Here is a 19,966-nt window from a genome sequence, read left to right as displayed (position 1 = left end):
CGGGTACGACACTTCGTCAGGCGGTCACGACATCCTGCGCGGCGTCGCTGACGCAGCGGGGGGCGTGCATGGGCATCTCGGTGAGCCCGGGGTAGTACACGTGGAGGCTGACTGCGGGCTCCAGCGCGTCGTTGACGACCTCGTGGACGTAGCCGGGGGCGAAGACGCGCTGTGCGCCGGGCGCGAGGGTGCGGGCGCCGCGCTCCGAACGCTCCGTCAGCTCGCCCTGGAGGACCGTCAGTATGCCGGAGGAGCGGCCGTGGTCGTGCAGCCCGCTGCCCTGCCCGGGCACCCAGGACAGCAGCCAGACCTCGTAGCCTGGGCCCGTCTGCAGGCGGTGGTACCAGCGGCTGGCGGCGTCGTACTCGATGAGGTGTTCCCACCGGCCGCGGTCGGCTGCGATGGAGCGCGCCAGGCCGGCGAACTCGGCGACGGTGGCCGGGTGCTCGCGCGCGGGCTGGAGCAGGTGGGGTACTTCGAGGATGTCGCCGGCGATCTGCAGATCGCTGTCGCTGTTCATGGGTACGGGGGCTCCTCGGCGGAGTGCGGGGTGCGGTGTGCTGGGGGGGTGTCGCTGGACGGCGCCCGGCACGGATGAACTGCCGGGGGAGTGGAGCGAGGGGATTCAGCCGGAGCGCGGATGGCTCAACAGCTGGGACAGCAACAGCAACAGCGCGCGTGGGCAGCACCGAGGGACCCGGGTCGGGTCACGGAAAGCGCCAAGTTCGCGAGCATGCCCACCAGGACACCGGTTCATTCCTCCTCTGTCAACCTGGTGTCCGGATTGTGGGATATGTTTCACCTCATCCGGTTGCCCTGTCAGGCGAAAGGTTTGTTCAGCTTCCGGCCGGGACACATGGCGCATCAACCGGGCGCACAAACGCCGTCGCGCTCCCGTGATCCGAATGTGATCCGGAACGCTCCGGCGCCGCTCCCGGAACGGGATCAACGCCCGAGGCGTCCTCCCTTGCAGAGGCCCGCGCGAGGTCTGCCGGAGCCCTGGGGGGAGCGACGGCCGGGATGGGCCTCTGGCAAGTGTCAAGGTTTAGGCCGATTTGAACACTTTCCGCATACCCTTGGTTCCGCAGAGTGAATAAGGGACCCAATAGCAGATCTCGGCTTGACTGGCCCGGATCGGCACACTTGTAATTTCACTCGTGTCGTTCAGCCGAAATCGGTAACGGCAGCATCACGGGGACGCACGGACGGACGAGGGGCGCACTATGACCGAGTCGTTTCAGCAACTGCTGGTCGAGGACGCGGAAGAGGAACTCGGCTGGCAGGAGCGCGCGCTGTGCGCCCAGACCGACCCCGAGTCGTTCTTCCCGGAGAAGGGCGGCTCCACCCGGGAGGCCAAGAAGGTCTGCCTCGCCTGCGAGGTCAGGTCCGAGTGCCTCGAGTACGCACTGGCCAACGACGAGCGGTTCGGCATCTGGGGCGGCCTCTCCGAGCGCGAGCGGCGCCGCCTGAAGAAAGCCGCCGTCTGAGCCGCCGTCAGAGCAGCCGTCCGAAACGACGAGAACGGCAGGCCTCGGCGAGGACCGCAGCAAGATCCACTGAGCACCGCCCCGAGGACCGCAACAAGGACGCCGTCCGAAGACTCTTTTCCGCGTAGCGATCGGCCCGTCGCCCTGGGTTGTCCACAGGGGGCGGGCCGCCGTTGTTGTCAGCCGTTAGTGTGGGGCCCCGTCCGAGACGACCCAGCGCCCCCGCAGGGCACAGGCGTCCACCGCAGTCCAACGAACCGGGGCCCGTACCTCGATGTCCGTGCACAGCCATTCGGCAGGCCAATTCGACACTGCCGCAGCCGCGTTCAACCCGGGGCACGCCGCAGGGCCAGACCCGACCCGGCCACCCGAGTTCCCCAGACATGTCGTCACCGCCGTGCTCGTCTCCCACGACGGAGCGCGCTGGCTGCCCGACGTCCTGTCAGGGCTGCTCGGCCAGGAGCGCCCCGTACAGAACGCCGTAGCCGCCGACACCGGCAGCGCGGACGCCTCCGCCACGCTGATCGCCGACGCGATCGGCGACGAGCGCGTTCTCCACCTGGCCCGGCGCACCGGCTTCGGCCAGGCGGTCGACGAAGCGGCGCGTACCGCGGGCGTGCTGACTCCCGAGGAGCTGCCGTACCTCAAGCGCCCCAGCGGCTGGGACCCCGTCAGCCGCACCTGGCGCGACGACGCCTATGACATGCCGGAGCTCCCGCACGGCGAGCCCGAGCAGTGGCTCTGGCTCCTGCACGACGACTGCGCGCCCGAGCCCGACGCGCTCGCCGAACTCCTGCGCGTCGTCGAGAACGAGCGCGAGGCCGGCAACGAGGTCGCCGTCGTCGGACCCAAACTGCGCGGCTGGTACGACCGCCGGCAGCTCCTCGAGGTCGGCGTCTCCATCGCCAACTCGGGGCGCCGCTGGACCGGCCTCGACCGCCGCGAACAGGACCAGGGACAGCACGACCACGTGCAGCCCGTCCTGTCCGTGTCCACCGCCGGCATGCTGATCCGGCGCGATGTGTTCGAACAGCTCGGCGGGTTCGACCGCAGGCTGCCCCTGATGCGCGACGACGTCGACCTGTGCTGGCGTGCCCAGGCCGCCGGCCACCGCGTCGTCATCGCCCCCGACGCCGTCGTCCGGCACGCGGAGGCCTCCTCGCGCGAGCGCCGCACCGTCGACTGCGTGGGCCGCACGGCGACGTCCCCGCACAAGGTCGACAAGGCCGGCGCCGTCTACACCCTGCTCGTCAACGCCCGTACGGCCGTGCTGCCCTGGGTGCTCCTGCGCCTCGTCATCGGCACGCTCGTGCGCACCCTCGCGTATCTCGTCGGCAAGGTTCCCGGCCAGGCGCTCGACGAGATCACCGGGCTCCTCGGCACCCTGCTGCGGCCCGAGCGGATCCTCGCGGCCCGCCGCAGGCGCGGCAAGGGAGTGGTCGACGCCAAGGAGCTGCGGCCGCTCTTCCCGCCGCCGGGCGCCACGGTCCGGCTCACCGTCGAGCAGGTCGCCGGCAGCGTCTTCGGCGCGTCCGACCCCGAGATCAACGCCGCGGGGCGGCACGGCAGCGCCGTCGAGTCCGGCCCCGGCGGCGACGACGCGGACTTCCTGGAGATCGAGCAGTTCGCCCGTCTCAAGCGCATCGCCCGCAAGCCGGGACCGATGCTCTTCGTAGTGCTGCTGTTCGTCTCGCTCATCGCCTGCCGCGCGCTGCTCGGCGGCGGGGCGCTCGCGGGCGGCGCGCTGCTGCCCGCCCCGGGTGACGCGTCCGCCCTGTGGTCGCGCTATCTCGACGGCTGGCACCCGGCCGGCACGGGCGGCACGCAGTCCGCGCCGCCGTACCTGGCGGTCGTCGCCGCGTTCTCCACGCTCCTTTTCGGCTCGACCGGACTCGCCGTCACCGTGCTCCTCGTCTGCTCGGTGCCGCTCGCCGGCTTCACCGCCTACTTCGCCTCACGCCCCCTGGTCAGCTCGCGCCTGCTGCGCGCGTGGGCCTCGGTCGCGTACGCCTTCCTGCCCGCCGCCACCGGCGCGCTCGCCGGCGGCCGGATCGGCACCGCGGTCCTTGCGATCCTGCTGCCGCTCATCGCGCGCGCGGGGTTGTCCGCCAGCGGCTTGATGAACCACGCGGGGGCGCGCGGCAGCTGGCGCGCAACCTGGGCGTACGCCCTCCTGCTGACCGTCACGACGGCCTTCACGCCCATCGTGTGGCCGATCGCGCTCGCCCTCGGCATCGCGCTCCTCGCGGTCCGCCGCGGCGACATCACCGCGTACGGGCTCCGCTTCCTGGCCGCGCTCGGCACCCCGCTCCTGATGCTCGCGCCGTGGTCCCTGACGTTGCTTCCGTCCGGCTTCTTCAAGGAGGCGGGCCTCCCGTACGGCAAGGGGTCGGCGTCCGCACTCGGACTGCTCGGCGCCTCGCCCGGCGGCTCCGGCACCCTCGGCGGACTGTTGCTCATCGGCATCGTCCTCGCCGGACTCGCCGCGCTCCTGCGCACCGAGCGCCGCCCCGCCGTCCTCACCGCCTGGGCGATCGCCCTGGTGGCCCTCGTCTTCGCGGCCCTGTCGAACAGCTCGGCCTGGGCCGGGCCCGCGACCCTCGTCTACGGCATCGCCCTCCTCGCCGCCGCCGTGCTCGGCGCCGACGGCGCACGCTCGCGTGTGGCCGAGCAGAGCTTCGGCTGGCGGCAGCCGGTGGCGGCCCTCATCGCGTTCGCCGCGGTGGCCGGACCGCTCCTGGCCGCGGCCGGCTGGATGATCCGCGGCGCCGACGGCCCCCTGGAGCGCCGCGACCCCACCCAGGTGCCCGCGTTCGTCGCCGAGGAGAGCGGCACCCAGGACCAGGCCCGCACCCTCGTCATGGACAGCGACTCGGCCGCCAAGGTGTCGTACACGCTGGTGCGCGGCGCCGGCGCGCGCCTCGGTGACGCCGAACTGACCGAGGCGGGCGGCAGCAACAAGAAGCTCGACAAGGTCGTCGCCAACCTCGTCGCCGGCTCCGGCGCCGACCAGGCCGACCAGCTGGGCGGCTTCGCCGTGCGCTACGTCCTCGTACGCGCGGGCGCGCCCCGGCAGATGAGCCGCGTCCTCGACTCCACGCCCGGCCTGTCCCGGCTCAGCCAGCAGGACGGCACCGCCCTGTGGCGCGTGGACCGGCAGGTCTCGCGCGCCGCGATCGTGTCCGGCTCCGACGAGCCGCAGCCCGTGGCCGCGGGCCCCGTCGAACTGCACACGAAGATCCCCGAGGGCAGGGCCGGCCGCGTCCTGCGCATCGCCGACACGGCCGACGAGGGCTGGACGGCGACGCTGGACGGCGCGCCCCTGACGAAGACGACCGTCGACGGCTGGGCGCAGGGCTTCGAACTGCCCGCCACGGGCGGCCGCCTGGACGTCACGTTCGACGCGCCGGTCTCGCACGCGGCCTGGCTGTGGGCGCAGGGCGCGCTCGCTCTCGTCCTCGTGGTGCTGGCCCTGCCGGGCCGGCGCAGGGACGTGGACGACGACCTTCCCGAGGAGCCCGTCGTGCCCGCGCAGGCCGTCGAGGGCGAGGGCCGCAGGGCCCGCCGCCTGCGCGCCCAGGCGGAGGCCGAACGAGCCGAACAAGCCACAGCCGAGGGCACGGACGGCGCGGTACCGCCGCCTCCTTCCGAGGAGGAGCTCGCCGCGGCCGGTGTGCCGCAGCAGCCGTCGTACGGCGAGTGGGACACCCCCGCGTACGCGCCCGCCGACTACGGCCAGTACGCCGAGGGCGACCAGCAGCAGTACCAGGGCGGCCCCTACCAGGGCACGTACGACCAGACCCAGCAGGCGGACCCCTATCAGGCGGACCCGTACCAGGCCGGCCAGTACGACCCGTACGCCTACGGGGGCACGTACGACGCCCAGCAGCAGTACGGGCAGCAGGCCTACGACCCGTACGAGCAGCCGCAGCCGCCCGCGCAGCCGCCGCACGGCACCGACAGTGAGCGCCCCGACGGGAGCCAGCAGTGAACCGCACCACCCTGTCCCTGATCGCCGCGGCCGGGGCTCTCGCCGCCGTCACCGGCTTCGCGGCGGCCACCGCGCCCGGCAGCGGCGACGGAGACTCCACGCAGGCGGCCGCGCGGCTGCCGGTGGAGCGCTCCAGCCTGCTGTGCCCCGCGCCGAGTTCGTCGGACCTCGCCGAGACCGCGTACACGTCGTACACACCCGCCGCGAAGGAGTCCGGGAGTTCCGGCAAGGCCGCCCTGTCGCCCGCCACGCGCGAGCTGACGGACAGCAACGGCAGCGGCAAGGACAAGGGCAGGGCCGACAAACCGGTGCTGTCCCCGCAGAAGGCGGGCAAGCCCGTCGCGGGCGAGTCGTCGGGCGCCGAGTCGCCCGCGCTCGTGGGCAGCGCCGACGGGAATCTCGCGCCCGGCTGGACCGTGCAGCAGACGACGGAGGTGGCCGCCGGCACCGGCCGCGGCCTCCTCGGGGTGAACTGCTCGGCGCCCGACACCGACTTCTGGTTCCCGGGCGCCTCCACCGCCAAGGAGCGCAGCGACTACATCCACCTCACCAACCCGGACGACTCGGCCGCGGTCGTCGACGTCCAGCTGTACGGCGCGAACGGCGCCATCAAGTCCGATGTGGGCGAGGGCATCCAGGTCCAGCCGCACTCCAGCGTGCCGGTCCTGCTGTCCACCCTCACCGACAAGCCGCAGACGAACGTCACGCTCCATGTGACGGCCCGCAGCGGCCGGGTCGCCGCCGCCGTCCTCGCCGCGGACGACAAGCTCGGCGGCGACTGGCTGCCGGCGTCCGCGGACCCCGCGGACACGGTCGTGCTGCCCGGCATCCCGAAGGACGCCACGAGCGTGCGCCTGGTCGCCTTCGCGCCCGGCGACAACGACGCGGACCTGAAGGTCCAGCTGGCCTCCCCGACCGGCCGCATCAGCCCGGCCGGGCACGAGAGCCTGCACGTGAAGTCGGGGATGACGGCCGCCGTCGACCTCGGCGACGTCACGCGCGGCGAGGCCGGCTCCCTGATCCTGACGCCCACGGGCGATCCGGCCCCGGTCGTGGCCGCCCTGCGCGTCGTGCGCGGCAAGGGCGGCGACCAGGAGACGGCGTTCATCCCGGCGACCCGGCCCGTGGGCGCGCGCGCGACCGTCGCCGACAACCGCGCGAAGGGCTCGACGCTGTCGCTGACGGCCCCGGGCGCGGCGGGCACGGTCAAGGTGACGGCGTCGGCGGGCACCGAGGGCGGGACCCCGGTCTCGAAGACGTACACCGTGAAGAGCGGTACGACGAAGTCCGTGCAGCCGCCGGTCCCGGCCGGGCTCAAGGGGGCGTACGCGCTGACGGTGGAGCAGGTGTCGGGCGGGGAGGTCTACGGCTCGCGGATGCTGGACGTGCCCGACCGGGACGTCCCGGGAGTGCCGATGTTCACGGTCCAGACGCTCCCGGACGACCGGGGGACGGTCTCGGTGCCGCACGCGGACCAGGACCTGTCGGTCCTGCAGAAGTGACCGGGGAGTGGCCCGGTCCGCCGGGTCACTCCTCGTCGCCGTAGCGCGGATCCACCGTCTCCGGGGACAGCCCGAGGAGCTCGGCGACCTGCTCGACCACGACCTCGTGCACCAGGGCCGCGCGCTCGTCGCGGCCCTTGGTGCGGATCTCGACCGGGCGGCGGTAGACGACCACGCGCGCGGGGCGCCCCTCGCGGGCCGCCACCGTGCCGCCCAGGGGCACCGCCTCGTCGCTCCAGCCCTCGCCGGCCGGGCCGACCGAGGGCACTTCGAGGATCAGGAAATCGATGTCGGCGAGCTGCGGCAAGCGCCGCTCGAGCCGCTCCACGGAGTCCTGCACCAGATCGGCGAACCCCTCCGCCCGGCTCGCGGAGAGCGGCACCTGAGGAGGGGCGACGGGCCCGCGCATGCCCCTGCCGTGCCGGTCGCGGCGGCGGGGAGGCTTCGGCTCGGCGGCAGGGGGCGGTACGGGGTTCTCCATCACTGACGCAGCGTAGACCTCCCGCGAGCGCACCTGCCCGCGCCGGCCCGCATGGAACCGGCATGTCGCCTCCTGACCGATCAAGCCAAACTTGGGCGCGATTCCGCGTCCCTCCCGGACCGGTGGCCTCGCGGCTCCTGTCGGTATTTGCCCCGAGTGGTGACCGCGTTCACCACGGACGCGGGGCGCACCACCCCCGGTCCGCGCAGGTCAGCGACGCGCTCCCGGAGTCCCGCGTGCGCCGCTCCGCACCACGACACGGTGGGGTGACCTCCCGGGGAGTCGTCGCGGCCCGCTCAAGAGTGCGGTACCGTCCAACGCTGTGAGCCCTGTACGTCGCTGTTCGCGCACCGCTTGCGGCCGTCCCGCCGTCGCGACGCTGACGTACGTCTACGCCGACTCGACCGCGGTCCTCGGCCCCCTCGCCACCTACGCCGAACCCCACTGCTACGACCTGTGCGCCGAGCACTCCGAGCGCCTCACCGCCCCGCGCGGGTGGGAGGTCGTCCGGCTCGCCGACAGCTCCGGTCCCTCGCGCCCCAGCGGCGACGATCTGGAGGCCCTGGCCAACGCGGTGCGTGAGGCGGCCCGCCCGCAGGAGCGCGCGGCCGAGGCGGGCGGCGGCCCCCGCACTGCGGACCCGAGGGAGGTCGCGCGCCGCGGCCATCTCCGGGTGCTGCGCTCACCGGACAACTGAGCCGGACGCCGCACAGCAGCCGGGCCGAAGGTCGTATTCGGACTTCGGTTTCCTCTTTACGGAATCTCCTTCGTCCCACGCATTGACCTGAGTTTGTTGCGGACACAACAATTTCGCCACCCAGTGCCCGGGAGGCGCCCGTGTTCGTCCAGCAGCTTGAACCCGTGGCCGGATCGCTCGGTCTGTCCGCACTCGTCGCGACCCTGCCCCTGGTCACCGTGCTCGTCCTGCTCGGTGCCGTCCGCATGAAAGCCCACCTCGCGGGCCTCATCGGGCTCGCCGCGGCCGCCCTCGTCGCCTGCCTCGCCTACGGGATGCCGGTCGGCCAGACCGTGTCGAGCGCCGCGCAGGGCGCGCTGTTCGGGCTGTTCCCCATCATGTGGATCGTCGTGAACGCCCTGTGGGTGTACCGGATGACCGTCCGCACCCGGCACTTCGACATCCTGCGCCGCTCCTTCGGGCGGCTGTCCGACGACCCGCGCATCCAGGCCCTCGTCATCGCGTTCTGCTTCGGCGCGCTCCTCGAGGCGCTCGCCGGGTTCGGGGCGCCCGTCGCGATCTGCTCCGTGATGCTCGTCGCGCTCGGCTTCGACCCGGTCAAGGCGGCCGTCGTCGCCCTCGTCGCCAACACCGCGCCCGTGGCCTTCGGCGCGATGGGCACGCCCGTCGTCACCCTCGCCCAGGTCACCGGGCTCCCGCTCGACTCCGTCGCCTCCGTGGTGGGCCGTCAGACCCCACTGCTCGCCCTCGTGGTGCCGCTGGTCCTCGTCTGGCTCGTGGACGGGCGGCGCGGCCTGCGCGAGACCTGGATACCCGCCCTCGCCTGCGGAGTCGCCTTCGCCGCCGCCCAGTTCGCCGCCTCGAACTACGTCTCCGCACAGCTCGCCGACATCGGGGCCGCGCTCATCGGCGCGGGCGCCCTCGTCGCCGTGCCGCACGCGCGCAGGCCCGCCGCCGAACCCGTACGCGCCGCCGTCCTGACCGGCGTACGCAGCGAGGAGCTCGACCAGGACGACCCGCGGCCCGAAATCCTGCGCGCCTACGCCCCCTACGCGCTCATCGTCGTCATCTTCTCGATCGCGCAGATCCCCGCGGTCAAGGACTGGATCGCGAAGGCGACGCGCGTCTTCGACTGGCCCTTCCTGAACGTCGCGAGCCCCGAGGGCAAGCCTGTCGGCGGCAACCTCTTCACCCTGCCGCTCGTCTCCACCGGCGGCACCCTGGTCCTCCTCGCCGGCGCGATCACGGCCGCCGTCATCGGCGTCCACGCGCGCGTGGCCGTACGAGAGTGGCTGGCGACCGTGTACGAGCTGCGCTTCGCGATCCTCACCGTGACCAGCGTCCTGGCCCTCGCCTACGTCATGAACCTCTCCGGGCAGGCCGCCACCATCGGGCACTTCGTCGCCGCGGCCGGCGCGGGCCTCGCGTTCCTGTCGCCGGTACTCGGCTGGTTCGGCGTCGCCGTCTCCGGCTCCGACACCTCCGCCAACGCCCTCTTCGGCGCACTCCAGGTCACCGCCGCCCAGCAGTCCGGCCTGTCACCCGAACTGCTCGCCGCCGCGAACAGCTCCGGCGGCGTCCTCGGCAAGATGATCTCCCCGCAGAACCTCACGATCGCGTGCGCGGCCGTGGGGCTCGCGGGCAAGGAGGGCGACCTGCTGCGCAAGGTACTGCCCTGGAGCGCGGGACTGCTGCTCGTGATGTGCCTGATCGTGATGGCGCAGAGCTCAGCGGTCCTCGGCTGGATGCTGCCCTGACAGCTGACTGTCAGTCCGTACGGGTAGTTTGTGCTGTCCGAAGCGGACTTCAGGAGAGTTGGGTGACCGTGACTGCTGATCTGTCGCAGATCGTCAAGGCGTACGACGTACGCGGAGTGGTCCCCGACCAGTGGGACGAGCGCCTCGCCGAGCTGTTCGGCGCCGCCTTCGTGCGCGTGACGGACGCCGCGGCGATCGTCGTCGGACACGACATGCGGCCCTCGTCGCCCGGCCTCTCCCGGGCCTTCGCGCGGGGCGCGGCCACGCTCGGCGCCGACGTGACCGAGATCGGCCTGTGCTCCACCGACCAGCTGTACTACGCGTCGGGCGCGCTCGACCTGCCCGGCGCGATGTTCACGGCCTCGCACAACCCGGCCCAGTACAACGGCATCAAGATGTGCCGCGCCGGCGCCGCCCCCGTCGGCCAGGACACGGGCCTCGCCGACATCCGCGAACTGGCCGAGAAGTGGCTGGAGACGGGCGCCCCCGAACCCGCCGTGACGGCGGGCACGCTCACCCGGCGCGACACCCTCGACGACTACGCGGCCTACCTGCGCTCCCTCGTCGACCTCACGGAGATCCGCCCCCTGAAAGTCGTCGTCGACGCGGGCAACGGCATGGGCGGGCACACCGTCCCGACCGTCTTCGCGGGCCTGCCGCTCGACCTCGTCCCGATGTACTTCGAACTCGACGGCACGTTCCCCAACCACGAGGCCAACCCGCTCGACCCGGCGAACCTCGTGGACCTGCAAAGGCGCGTCCGCGAGGAGGGCGCCGACCTCGGCCTCGCCTTCGACGGCGACGCGGACCGCTGCTTCGTCGTCGACGAGCACGGCGACCCCGTCTCCCCGTCCGCCGTCACCGCCCTCGTCGCCTCCCGCGAACTGGCGAGGAACGGCGGCACAGGCACGATCATCCACAACCTGATCACGTCCTGGTCCGTCCCCGAGGTCGTGAAGGAGCACGGCGGCACACCGGTACGCACGCGTGTGGGCCACTCCTTCATCAAGCAGGAGATGGCCACCTCCGGAGCGATCTTCGGAGGCGAGCACTCGGCGCACTACTACTTCCGCGACTTCTGGAACGCGGACACGGGCATGCTCGCCGCGCTCCACGTCCTCGCCGCCCTCGGCGGCCAGAGCGGCGCACTGTCCGCCCTGGTCGCCGAGTACGACCGCTACACCGGCTCCGGCGAGATCAACTCCACGGTCGCCGACCAGCGCGCCCGCCTCGCCGCGATCAGGACCGAGTACGCGGGGCGGGACGGCATCACGCACGACGAGCTCGACGGCCTGACGATCACCTCCGCGGACTGGTGGTTCAACGTCCGCCCGTCCAACACGGAGCCCCTCCTGCGACTGAACGCGGAGGCCAGGGACGAAGCCACCATGACCAAGATCCGCGACGAGGTCCTGGCGATCATCAGAGCCTGACCACGGCCACACCCGCCGGGACGCCCGTCCGAGCAGCCGTGCCCCCGCCCCCGGCGGTACGCTGACCAGGCCGCACGCACACACATTCATACCGCCGAAGGGACACCCCATGCCGCTCGAAGCCGGCCTCCTGGAGATCCTCGCCTGCCCGGCCTGCCACGCCCCCCTCAAGGAGGCGGACGCCGAGCTGCTCTGCACCGGATCGGACTGCGGCCTCGCCTACCCGATCCGCGACGGCATCCCCGTACTCCTCGTGGACGAGGCCCGCCGCCCCGCATAGGTCCCACCCAGGCCCCGCAGGGGCCGTCCCGGAGGCTGACACCATGCTCGACGAATCGCTGCTCGACGCCCCCGAGGCCCTCGTCAGGGTCGACCGCCGCGGACTCCTGCGCGGTGCCGCCGAGGCCGGCGCCCGCGTCCGCACCGCGGTCCGGCACGCCGCGGAGGCCGGGATCAACCAGCTCAAACCGGACGGCCGCCCACGCGCCGTCCTCTTCGCGGGACCCGGCCTCGCCGCCGGCTGCGTCGCCGACCTGCTCAACAGGCTCGCCGGCGCCTCCTGCCCCGTCGCCCGCCTGCGCCCCTCCGGAGTCGCCCCCGCCGCGGGCGCCCTGCGCTGGGAGCTGCCCGGCTGGGCCGGCCCCGTGGACCTCCTCCTCGTCGCGACCACCGACGGCACCGAGCCGGGCCTCGCCCTGCTCGTCGAGCAGGCTTACCGGCGCGGCTGCACGATCGTCGCCGTCAGCCCCGCGGCCACCCCCCTGACCGAGGCCGTCGCCGGGGCACACGGCCTCTTCGTACCCATGGCGACCGCCCCGTACGAGCAGGACGAACCCGCCGCGGCCTCCGCGCCCGGCGCTCTGTGGGCCCTGCTCACCCCCCTGCTCTCCCTCCTGGACCGCACCGGCCTGCTCTCCGCACCGGCCGAGACCCTGGAGAAGGTCGCCGACCGCCTCGACCGGGCCGCCGAGCGCTGCGGCCCCGCCATCGCGACCTACAGCAACCCCGCCAAGACCCTCGCCGCCGAGCTCGCCGAGGCCCTGCCCCTGATCTGGACCGAAGGGCACGCCGCGGGCCCGGCAGGCCGCCGCTTCGCCGCCGCGCTCGCCGAACTCGCCGGCCGCCCGGCCCTCGCGTCCGACCTGCCCGAGGCGCTCCCCGCGCACGGCCGCCTCCTCCTCGGCGACCTCGCGGGCGGCGCCGACCCCGACGACTTCTTCCGCGACCGGGTCGACGAGGCACAGCCGATGCGCGTCCGCGTCGTCCTCCTGCGCGACCGGCCCGGCGGCCTCACCGCCGCGCCCGCCGCCCGCGAGCTGGCCCTCGGCCACGACACCCCGATCAGCGAGCTCGAGCCCGAAGAGGGCGACGAACTGGAAACACTCGCCGAACTGATCGCCGTCACGGATTTCGCCGCCGTTTACCTCGCGCTCGCCTCGGGCGCATGACGTGGACCCGGCCGGTCCGAACCACCGGCCGGCCCCTTGACCCGCGTACGGAGAAGAACACCTGATGGACCGCCTCACCAACACCGTCCGCCCCTACGCCTGGGGCTCGACCACCGCCATCCCGCACCTCACCGGTGCCGAGCCGACGGGCGAGCCGCAGGCCGAGATGTGGATGGGCGCCCACCCGGGAGCCCCTTCGCGGACCGGGCGCGGCCCGCTCAACGAGGTGATCGACCAGGCCCCCGAGCGTGAGCTCGGCCCGCGGACCGTCGCGAAGTTCGGTCCCCGCCTCCCCTTCCTCCTCAAACTCCTCGCCGCGGGCGCCCCGCTCTCCCTCCAGGTCCACCCCGACCTCGCCCAGGCCAAGGAGGGGTACGAGGCCGAGGAGCGCGCCGGCGTCCCCATAGACGCCCCGCACCGCAACTACAAGGACGCCAACCACAAGCCCGAACTGATCTGCGCCCTCACGCCGTTCGAGGGCCTGTGCGGATTCCGCGCCCCCGAAGAGGCCGCACGCCTCATCGAGGGCCTCGGCGTCGACTCCCTCAAGCCCTACGCCGACCTGCTGCGCGCCCACCCCGAAGACGCCGCGCTGCGCGAGGTCCTGACGGCCGTACTGAGCGCGGAACCCGAGGACATGGCCGCCACGGTCACCGAGGCCGCGGCCGCCGCCGAGCGCCTCGGCGGCGACTACGCGCCCTACGCCGGGCTCGCCCACCACTACCCCGGCGACCCGGGCGTGATCGCGGCCATGCTGCTCAACCACGTCCGCCTCAACCCCGGCGAGGCCCTGTTCCTCGGCGCCGGCGTCCCGCACGCCTACATCGACGGCCTCGGCGTAGAGATCATGGCCAACTCGGACAACGTCCTGCGCTGCGGCCTCACCCCCAAGCACGTCGACGTCCCCGAACTCCTGCGCATCGTCCGCTTCGAGGCCACCGACCCGGGCATCCTGCGCCCCGAGGCGTCCCCCGACGGCGAAGAGGTCTACGAGACCCCCATCGACGAATTCCGCCTCTCCCGCTACACCCTGCCCCCGGGCGCCACCGCGCACGACGTGACCGCCGGGACCCCGCAGGTCCTGCTCTGCACCGAGGGCACCGTCCGCGCCGGCGAACTCGACCTCACCGCAGGGCAGTCGGCGTTCGTCCCCGCCGGTGAAAAGACCGAAGTGTCCGGAGCCGGCACGCTCTTCCGGGCAACCGTGGTGGCCTGACGCGCCTCTGTCGTCCCGGGCTGCAACAATGACCCACCGCAAAGGGTGGGCAAAGCCCGGGACGGCGTACGCGGACAGATCCGCACGAGCTGTGGCCGGGACCGCGTACGAAGGGACATCGGGAACACATGAGCGCTTCAGGCGGCACAAAAGCGATCGTGGCGGCACTCGCCGCCAACCTCGCGATCGCGGTAGCGAAATTCGTGGCGTTCCTCTTCAGCGGCTCGTCCTCGATGCTCGCCGAGAGTGTCCACTCGCTCGCCGACTCCGGCAACCAGGGCCTCCTGCTGCTCGGCGGCAAGAAGGCCCAGCGCGAGGCGACCCCGCAACACCCCTTCGGCTACGGCCGCGAGCGCTACATCTACGCCTTCCTCGTCTCCATCGTCCTCTTCTCGGTCGGCGGCATGTTCGCCGTCTACGAGGGCTACGAAAAGATCAAGCACCCGCACGCGCTCGAGAACTGGTACTGGCCGATCGGCGTCCTCGTCTTCGCGATCATCGCCGAGAGCTTCTCGTTCCGCACCGCCATCAAGGAGTCCAACCAGCTGCGCGGCAGGCTCACCTGGTCCCAGTTCATCCGCCGCGCCAAGGCACCCGAGCTGCCCGTCGTCCTCCTGGAGGACTTCGGCGCGCTGATCGGTCTCGTCCTCGCGCTCGCCGGCACCGGCCTCGCCCTCGCCACCGACGACGGCCTCTGGGACGGCATCGGCACCCTGTGCATCGGCGTCCTGCTCATCGCCATCGCGATCGTGCTGGCCGCCGAGACCAAGTCGCTGCTCCTGGGCGAGGCCGCGGGCATCGACGACGTCAAGAAGATCGAGACCGCGCTCGTCGACGGCGAGACCGTCACCGGCGTCATCCACATGCGCACCCTCCACCTCGGCCCCGAGGAACTCCTCGTCGCCGCGAAGATCGCCGTCCAGCACGACGACACGGCCACCGAGGTCGCCAACGCCATCAACGCCGCGGAGGCCCGCATCCGCGAGGCCGTCCCGATCGCCCGCGTGATCTATCTCGAACCGGACATCTACAACGAGGCGGCCGCCTCGGCCGGCACGAACCCTGCCAAGACCCCGGCCGGCCCGACCCCTGACAGCCCGGCCCCCGACAGCTCGGGCCCGGACGCCGGCTGACCCTCCCGCTCACGCCGGACCCGGAGGCGGGCTGGGTCCGCCTCGGCCGATCGGTGTAGATTCGTCTCTGAGCCAGACGTCGCTGCTGATGGCGGTCGGGCGGCCCGCACGACGGGCCGGCCGAGGGAGAGAGGGCCTCCGACGGACTGCGCTGCGAGCGCCGGGCACTCGTATGTCCGTCGCCGCACGCCAGCCATGCCCACCTCGACCCACCACCACGAGGAGCAAGCTCCCTATGACGACTGTCGACAACCGGCAGGACCAGGACTTCAAGGTCGCCGATCTCTCCCTGGCCGGCTTCGGCCGCAAGGAGATCACCCTCGCCGAGCACGAGATGCCCGGCCTGATGTCCATCCGCAAGGAATACGCCGCCACGCAGCCGCTCGCCGGCGCCCGCATCACCGGCTCCCTGCACATGACGGTGCAGACCGCCGTCCTCATCGAGACCCTCGTCGCCCTCGGCGCCGACGTCCGCTGGGCCTCCTGCAACATCTTCTCCACGCAGGACCACGCCGCCGCGGCCATCGCCGTCGGCCCGAACGGCACCCCGGACAACCCCCAGGGCGTCCCGGTCTTCGCCTGGAAGGGCGAGACCCTGGAGGAGTACTGGTGGTGCACGGAGCAGGCCCTGACCTGGCCGAACACCCCCACCGGCGGCCCGAACATGATCCTGGACGACGGCGGCGACGCCACCCTCCTCGTCCACAACGGCGTCCAGTACGAGAAGGACGGCAAGGTCCCCTCGCCCGACACCGCCGAGTCGGACGAGCACCGCGTCATCCTCGAGCTCCTCAACCGCACCATCACCGACGGCTCGCAGAAGTGGACCCAGCTCGCCTCGGAGATCCGCGGCGTGACGGAGGAGACCACGACCGGTGTCCACCGTCTCTACGAGATGTACCGGGACGGCACTCTGCTGTTCCCGGCGATCAATGTGAACGACGCGGTGACGAAGTCGAAGTTCGACAACAAGTACGGCTGCCGGCACTCCCTCATCGACGGCATCAACCGTGCCACGGACGTGCTGATCGGTGGCAAGACCGCCGTCGTGTGCGGTTACGGGGATGTGGGCAAGGGGTGTGCCGAGTCGCTGCGCGGTCAGGGTGCCCGGGTGATCATCACGGAGATCGACCCGATCTGTGCGCTGCAGGCGGCGATGGACGGTTACCAGGTGGCGACGCTCGACGAGGTCGTGGACAAGGCCGACATCTTCGTCACCACGACGGGTAACAAGGACATCATCATGGCCTCGGACATGGCCAAGATGAAGCACCAGGCGATCGTGGGCAACATCGGCCACTTCGACAACGAGATCGACATGGCCGGTCTGGCGCAGACGCCGGGCATCGTCAAGGACGAGGTCAAGCCGCAGGTCCACACCTGGACGTACCCGGACGGGAAGGTCCTCATCGTCCTGTCCGAGGGGCGTCTGCTGAACCTGGGCAACGCGACGGGTCACCCGTCCTTCGTGATGTCCAACTCGTTCGCGGACCAGACGCTGGCCCAGATCGAGCTGTTCACCAAGCCCGACGAGTACCCGACCGATGTCTACGTGCTTCCCAAGCACCTCGACGAGAAGGTCGCCCGCCTGCACCTCGACGCCCTCGGCGTGAAGCTGACGACGCTGCGTCCCGAGCAGGCCTCGTACATCGGGGTAGAGGTCGACGGCCCGTACAAGCCGGACCACTACCGCTACTGAGCGCATGGAGCGGACCCCGGAGCTACGCAGGCCCCTCGCACTCCGGTGCGGGGGGCCTGCCCCGTACCGGCCCGGCATCCCGCACCACCCGACGTCCGCACGACCCCGAAGGACCTCGAGAACCATGCCCCGCGGCCGCTATTCGCTCCACGACACCCACGACCACACCCCCCTCGGCGAAGAACACTTCCACTGCGCCCCCGGCCCCTCCGGCTGGCGCTACGTCTCCCAGACCGTCACCCCCTCCGGCGACCACTCCGGCTCCGTCGACCTGGCCATCGACGAACTCGGCCGCCCCATCCGCCTCGAGCTCAACGCGGCGAGCTGGCAGGTACGAGGAGCAGCCATCGACGGCGTCACCTGGGTACGCACCGACCCCACCGGCACCCACGCCACCGAGGGCAACGCCCCCGCCCACGCCTTCACCGGCACCTCGCCGGCCTTCCTCGTCGCCACCGCACGCCTGCTGCGCCTCACCCCCGCTTCCCCCGCGACCCGCGTCCGCCTGGTCCGCTTCACCGACCCGGTCCTGGCCCCCCTCACCATCGACCAGTCCTGGGCCCTGCTGAAAACAGAAACACACGCCACTGACACCGGCCCCCTGAACGTCGACGAATACCAGGTCACAGACCTGGACACGGGAGAACAGCAGACCGTCCACCTCGCCGGCGACGTGGTGCTCGCAGCCCCCGGCATCGAACTCGAACACCTCGAATCCCCGCCGTCGACCTTCGCCTGAGAAGCGGCGGCCCCGCGTCAGGCAGGCGGCACGAAACCTGTGCCCGGCCCCTCGTCCTCGCGAGGACCCGCAGGCGCGACATCGGAAGCGGGCGGCGCGGCCGCCGCGACAGCAGGACCCACGGGTGGCCCAACCGGCGTCGCAGCACCCGGATGCACTGGCCCCGGCCCGCCCACCGGAGCCGCCCCGACCGGAGCCGCACCCACCGCCCCGCGGCCGAACGCCCGCCGCGCATCCCGCGACTGCCGCTCATGCACCACCGCGGCCAGATACGCCGCAGGCGGCACATCCCCCGGCACCGGAGCTCCCGTACAAGCCGCCAGATCACCGGCAAGCCGCTCAGCCATCGAATGGCCCACCTGCGGATCCAGCTGCCCCATCCGAGTCAGATACGACCGGACCGCCAGCCACAGCCCGTCCGGCACCCCCGACAGATCGAGCCCGGAGAACCGCCCCACCAGCCACGGCGGCGGCGGAGGCACATACCGCGCCGGCCCGGTCGGCACCCGCTCCCGCACGACGAGCGTCCCCGCGAACACGTCCCCGAGCCGCCGCCCCCGCTCGGACACCAGCGACGCAATGCACGCGACCACCCCGAACGTCATGAGGATCTCCACCACGCCGACAGCTCCGCGCACCAGCGCATGCCGGAACCGGATCGGCCCCCCGTCGTCCCGCACCACACGAAGCCCGCACGCCAGCTTGCCCAGCGAACGCCCATGGCTCAGCGTCTCCACCGCAATCGGCACCCCGACAAGCACCAGCAAGAACGTCGCCACCGCCACCGCGGCGGCCGCCGCCTGGTCCAGGGAAGAGGTCGACGCCACGATCCCCATCGTCACCACGATGTACACGGTGAACGCCACGACAAGATCGATGACCACTGCCAAAGCCCGACTGGGCAGTTTCGCGGGGCGCAGCTCAAGAGCCACCGCCTCGCCCGTCACAAGCTCACTCACGCCGGCCGTCCTTCCCTGCCCTGCCCTCGGAACCGCCAGTCTGCCAAGCTGAGGGCCATCGCGCCGCAGAGGTAGCCGCAGCAACAGCAGCCGAGGAGCAGCCGACCCGATGGACCTCGACGTCTTCGTGTCCGCCCACCGAGCCGAGTGGGACCGACTGGACACGCTGCTGCGCCGCAGACGCCGCCTCACCGGCGCCGAAGCGGACGAACTCGTCACGCTCTACCAGCGGGCCGCGACCCACCTCTCCCTCATCCAGTCCAGCGCCCCGGACCCCCAGATATCCGGCCGCCTCACACAATTGGTGGCACGCGCGCGTAGTGCCGTGACAGGCACCCGCCGCGCCTCCTGGCGCGACGTGACCCGCTTCCTGACCCAGGGCTTCCCCGCGGCGGTCTACCGCTCCCGCCACTGGTGGGTCCCCACCGCACTCCTCTCCACCGCGATAGCCGCCCTCCTGGGCTGGTGGATAGGCACCCACCCAGAAGTACAGGCGTCGATAGCCGCCCCGTCCGAACTACGCGACCTCACGCGCCCGGGCGGCCAGTACGAGACGTACTACTCCAGCCACCCCGCGGCCTCCTTCGCCGCCCAGGTGTGGACGAACAACGCGCAGGCCGCCGCGATGTGCCTGGTCCTGGGCGTCTTCCTGGGACTCCCCGTCCTCTGGATCCTCTTCCAGAACATGCTGAACCTGGGTGTGGGCATCGGCCTGATGTCCTCGGCCGGCCGCCTCGACACCTTCCTCGGCCTGGTCCTGCCCCACGGCCTCCTGGAACTGACGGCAGTCTTCGTAGCGGCCGGTACGGGGCTGCGCCTCGGCTGGACCCTCATCGACCCGGGCCCCCGAACCCGCCGCGCGGCCCTCGCCGAGGAAGGCCGCGCCGCCCTGGGAATGGCGATCGGCCTGGCGCTCATCCTGTTCATCTCGGGCGCGATCGAAGGCTTCGTCACCCCCTCGGGCCTCCCCACCTGGGCCCGCATCACCATCGGCGTCCTCGCCGAGCTGGCATTTCTCGTCTACGTCTACATCCTCGGCGGCAGAGCGGTACGTGCCGGCGAGACGGGGGACCTGGACAAGGAGGAGCGCAGCGCCTCCGTACCCACCGCCGCCTGATGTGCGTTCACGGCGTCTGACCTGCTAGTCTCCTCCTCGCCCCAAAAAAGCCGTTGACACGGACAGACTGGGGAGGTAGATTCGAACAGTTGCGTGGGATTCGACAGAGTCGGCCGCAACGACTAGGGTCTAGCTCGCTTCCGAGAATTCTTCTCCAGAAGCGCACCCCCGATAAATCGGAAAACGTACGCCGGTCAATCCGGCCGAGAACTTCTGATAAAGTCGGAACCGCCGGAAAGGGAAACGCGAAAAGCCGAAAGGCCGGAGCGGAAACCTGAAAGGCGCCGAGGAAATCGGACACGAAAGA

16 protein-coding genes are annotated in these 19,966 nt (G+C 71.9%); 13 read left to right on the top strand and 3 right to left on the bottom strand.

All coding sequences use genetic code 11. The annotated features are described in order from the left end of the window. Positions 1 to 16 precede the first annotated feature (16 nt). Positions 17 to 520, bottom strand: a complete 504-nt coding sequence (locus ACWIGU_RS43945; protein WP_356276024.1) for a cysteine dioxygenase — start codon at positions 518 to 520, stop codon at positions 17 to 19. Positions 521 to 1,223: 703 nt separating this feature from the next. On the opposite strand from ACWIGU_RS43945, the gene ACWIGU_RS43940 reads away from it, so the two are divergent. From ACWIGU_RS43940 to ACWIGU_RS43930, 3 genes are all read left to right on the top strand, one after another. Next, complete coding sequence (locus ACWIGU_RS43940) at positions 1,224 to 1,487, top strand: WhiB family transcriptional regulator (RefSeq protein WP_093617031.1); 264 nt, start codon at positions 1,224 to 1,226, stop codon at positions 1,485 to 1,487. A 274-nt stretch (positions 1,488 to 1,761) separates the two neighbouring features. Further along, positions 1,762 to 5,478 carry a glycosyltransferase family 2 protein gene (locus tag ACWIGU_RS43935; RefSeq protein ID WP_454407534.1) on the top strand — a complete coding sequence of 1,239 codons (3,717 nt, stop codon included), beginning with the start codon at positions 1,762 to 1,764 and terminating at the stop codon, positions 5,476 to 5,478. Beyond that, positions 5,475 to 6,980, top strand: a complete 1,506-nt coding sequence (locus ACWIGU_RS43930) for a DUF5719 family protein (protein WP_454407533.1) — start codon at positions 5,475 to 5,477, stop codon at positions 6,978 to 6,980. Before ACWIGU_RS43935 ends, ACWIGU_RS43930 begins: the two co-directional genes overlap by 4 nt. A 25-nt stretch (positions 6,981 to 7,005) precedes the next feature. On the opposite strand, the gene ACWIGU_RS43925 is transcribed toward ACWIGU_RS43930, so the two are convergent. Continuing rightward, positions 7,006 to 7,461: a metallopeptidase family protein gene (locus ACWIGU_RS43925; protein ID WP_454407548.1), complete on the bottom strand. Its 456-nt coding sequence runs from the start codon at positions 7,459 to 7,461 to the stop codon at positions 7,006 to 7,008. Between the two features lie 322 nt (positions 7,462 to 7,783). Between ACWIGU_RS43925 and ACWIGU_RS43920 the strand changes: the two genes are divergently transcribed. The 9 genes from ACWIGU_RS43920 to ACWIGU_RS43880 all read left to right on the top strand — a co-directional run bounded on the left by ACWIGU_RS43920 (position 7,784) and on the right by ACWIGU_RS43880 (position 17,583). Beyond that, positions 7,784 to 8,158, top strand: coding sequence for a DUF3499 domain-containing protein (locus ACWIGU_RS43920; RefSeq protein ID WP_454407532.1), 375 nt, complete (start codon positions 7,784 to 7,786; stop codon positions 8,156 to 8,158). Positions 8,159 to 8,298: 140 nt separating this feature from the next. After that, positions 8,299 to 9,915: an L-lactate permease gene (locus ACWIGU_RS43915; protein WP_454407531.1), complete on the top strand. Its 1,617-nt coding sequence runs from the start codon at positions 8,299 to 8,301 to the stop codon at positions 9,913 to 9,915. A 68-nt stretch (positions 9,916 to 9,983) separates the two neighbouring features. Continuing rightward, complete coding sequence (locus ACWIGU_RS43910; RefSeq protein ID WP_454407547.1) at positions 9,984 to 11,348, top strand: phosphomannomutase/phosphoglucomutase; 1,365 nt, start codon at positions 9,984 to 9,986, stop codon at positions 11,346 to 11,348. 109 nt (positions 11,349 to 11,457) lie between these two features. Then, on the top strand, positions 11,458 to 11,628 hold the full coding sequence (locus ACWIGU_RS43905) for a Trm112 family protein (protein WP_100597970.1): 171 nt from the start codon (positions 11,458 to 11,460) through the stop codon (positions 11,626 to 11,628). A gap of 43 nt (positions 11,629 to 11,671) precedes the next feature. Further along, entirely contained in the window at positions 11,672 to 12,796 is a 1,125-nt protein-coding gene (locus ACWIGU_RS43900) for an SIS domain-containing protein (protein WP_454407530.1), read from the top strand. Between the two features lie 64 nt (positions 12,797 to 12,860). After that, positions 12,861 to 14,012 carry a mannose-6-phosphate isomerase, class I gene (manA, locus tag ACWIGU_RS43895; protein WP_454407529.1) on the top strand — a complete coding sequence of 384 codons (1,152 nt, stop codon included), beginning with the start codon at positions 12,861 to 12,863 and terminating at the stop codon, positions 14,010 to 14,012. 128 nt (positions 14,013 to 14,140) lie between these two features. Next, positions 14,141 to 15,145, top strand: coding sequence for a cation diffusion facilitator family transporter (locus tag ACWIGU_RS43890; RefSeq protein WP_454407528.1), 1,005 nt, complete (start codon positions 14,141 to 14,143; stop codon positions 15,143 to 15,145). 235 nt (positions 15,146 to 15,380) lie between these two features. After that, complete coding sequence (gene ahcY, locus ACWIGU_RS43885; protein ID WP_454407527.1) at positions 15,381 to 16,844, top strand: adenosylhomocysteinase; 1,464 nt, start codon at positions 15,381 to 15,383, stop codon at positions 16,842 to 16,844. A 124-nt stretch (positions 16,845 to 16,968) separates the two neighbouring features. Continuing rightward, positions 16,969 to 17,583, top strand: coding sequence for a hypothetical protein (locus ACWIGU_RS43880; protein WP_454407525.1), 615 nt, complete (start codon positions 16,969 to 16,971; stop codon positions 17,581 to 17,583). 17 nt (positions 17,584 to 17,600) lie between these two features. On the opposite strand, the gene ACWIGU_RS43875 is transcribed toward ACWIGU_RS43880, so the two are convergent. Further along, positions 17,601 to 18,542: an RDD family protein gene (locus ACWIGU_RS43875; RefSeq protein ID WP_454407523.1), complete on the bottom strand. Its 942-nt coding sequence runs from the start codon at positions 18,540 to 18,542 to the stop codon at positions 17,601 to 17,603. Positions 18,543 to 18,651: 109 nt separating this feature from the next. On the opposite strand from ACWIGU_RS43875, the gene ACWIGU_RS43870 reads away from it, so the two are divergent. Continuing rightward, a complete protein-coding gene (locus ACWIGU_RS43870; RefSeq protein WP_454407521.1) occupies positions 18,652 to 19,659 on the top strand; it encodes a stage II sporulation protein M in 1,008 nt (335 codons plus the stop codon). Positions 19,660 to 19,966: the final 307 nt, after the last annotated feature.

This window comes from Streptomyces sp. NPDC055400 (assembly GCF_053644375.1).
This window is presented reverse-complemented; position numbering and strand designations above follow the sequence as displayed.

Bases quoted from the DNA above. Each gene is read 5' to 3' on its own strand.
- ahcY (WP_454407527.1), top strand. From the start codon at position 15,381: ATGACGACTGTCGACAACCGGCAGGACCAGGACTTCAAGGTCGCCGAT.
- ACWIGU_RS43925 (WP_454407548.1), bottom strand. From the start codon at position 7,461: ATGGAGAACCCCGTACCGCCCCCTGCCGCCGAGCCGAAGCCTCCCCGC.
- ACWIGU_RS43890 (WP_454407528.1), top strand. From the start codon at position 14,141: ATGAGCGCTTCAGGCGGCACAAAAGCGATCGTGGCGGCACTCGCCGCC.
- ACWIGU_RS43935 (WP_454407534.1), top strand. From the start codon at position 1,762: ATGTCCGTGCACAGCCATTCGGCAGGCCAATTCGACACTGCCGCAGCC.
- manA (WP_454407529.1), top strand. From the start codon at position 12,861: ATGGACCGCCTCACCAACACCGTCCGCCCCTACGCCTGGGGCTCGACC.
- ACWIGU_RS43945 (WP_356276024.1), bottom strand. From the start codon at position 520: ATGAACAGCGACAGCGATCTGCAGATCGCCGGCGACATCCTCGAAGTA.
- ACWIGU_RS43940 (WP_093617031.1), top strand. From the start codon at position 1,224: ATGACCGAGTCGTTTCAGCAACTGCTGGTCGAGGACGCGGAAGAGGAA.
- ACWIGU_RS43870 (WP_454407521.1), top strand. From the start codon at position 18,652: ATGGACCTCGACGTCTTCGTGTCCGCCCACCGAGCCGAGTGGGACCGA.
- ACWIGU_RS43880 (WP_454407525.1), top strand. From the start codon at position 16,969: ATGCCCCGCGGCCGCTATTCGCTCCACGACACCCACGACCACACCCCC.
- ACWIGU_RS43905 (WP_100597970.1), top strand. From the start codon at position 11,458: ATGCCGCTCGAAGCCGGCCTCCTGGAGATCCTCGCCTGCCCGGCCTGC.
- ACWIGU_RS43900 (WP_454407530.1), top strand. From the start codon at position 11,672: ATGCTCGACGAATCGCTGCTCGACGCCCCCGAGGCCCTCGTCAGGGTC.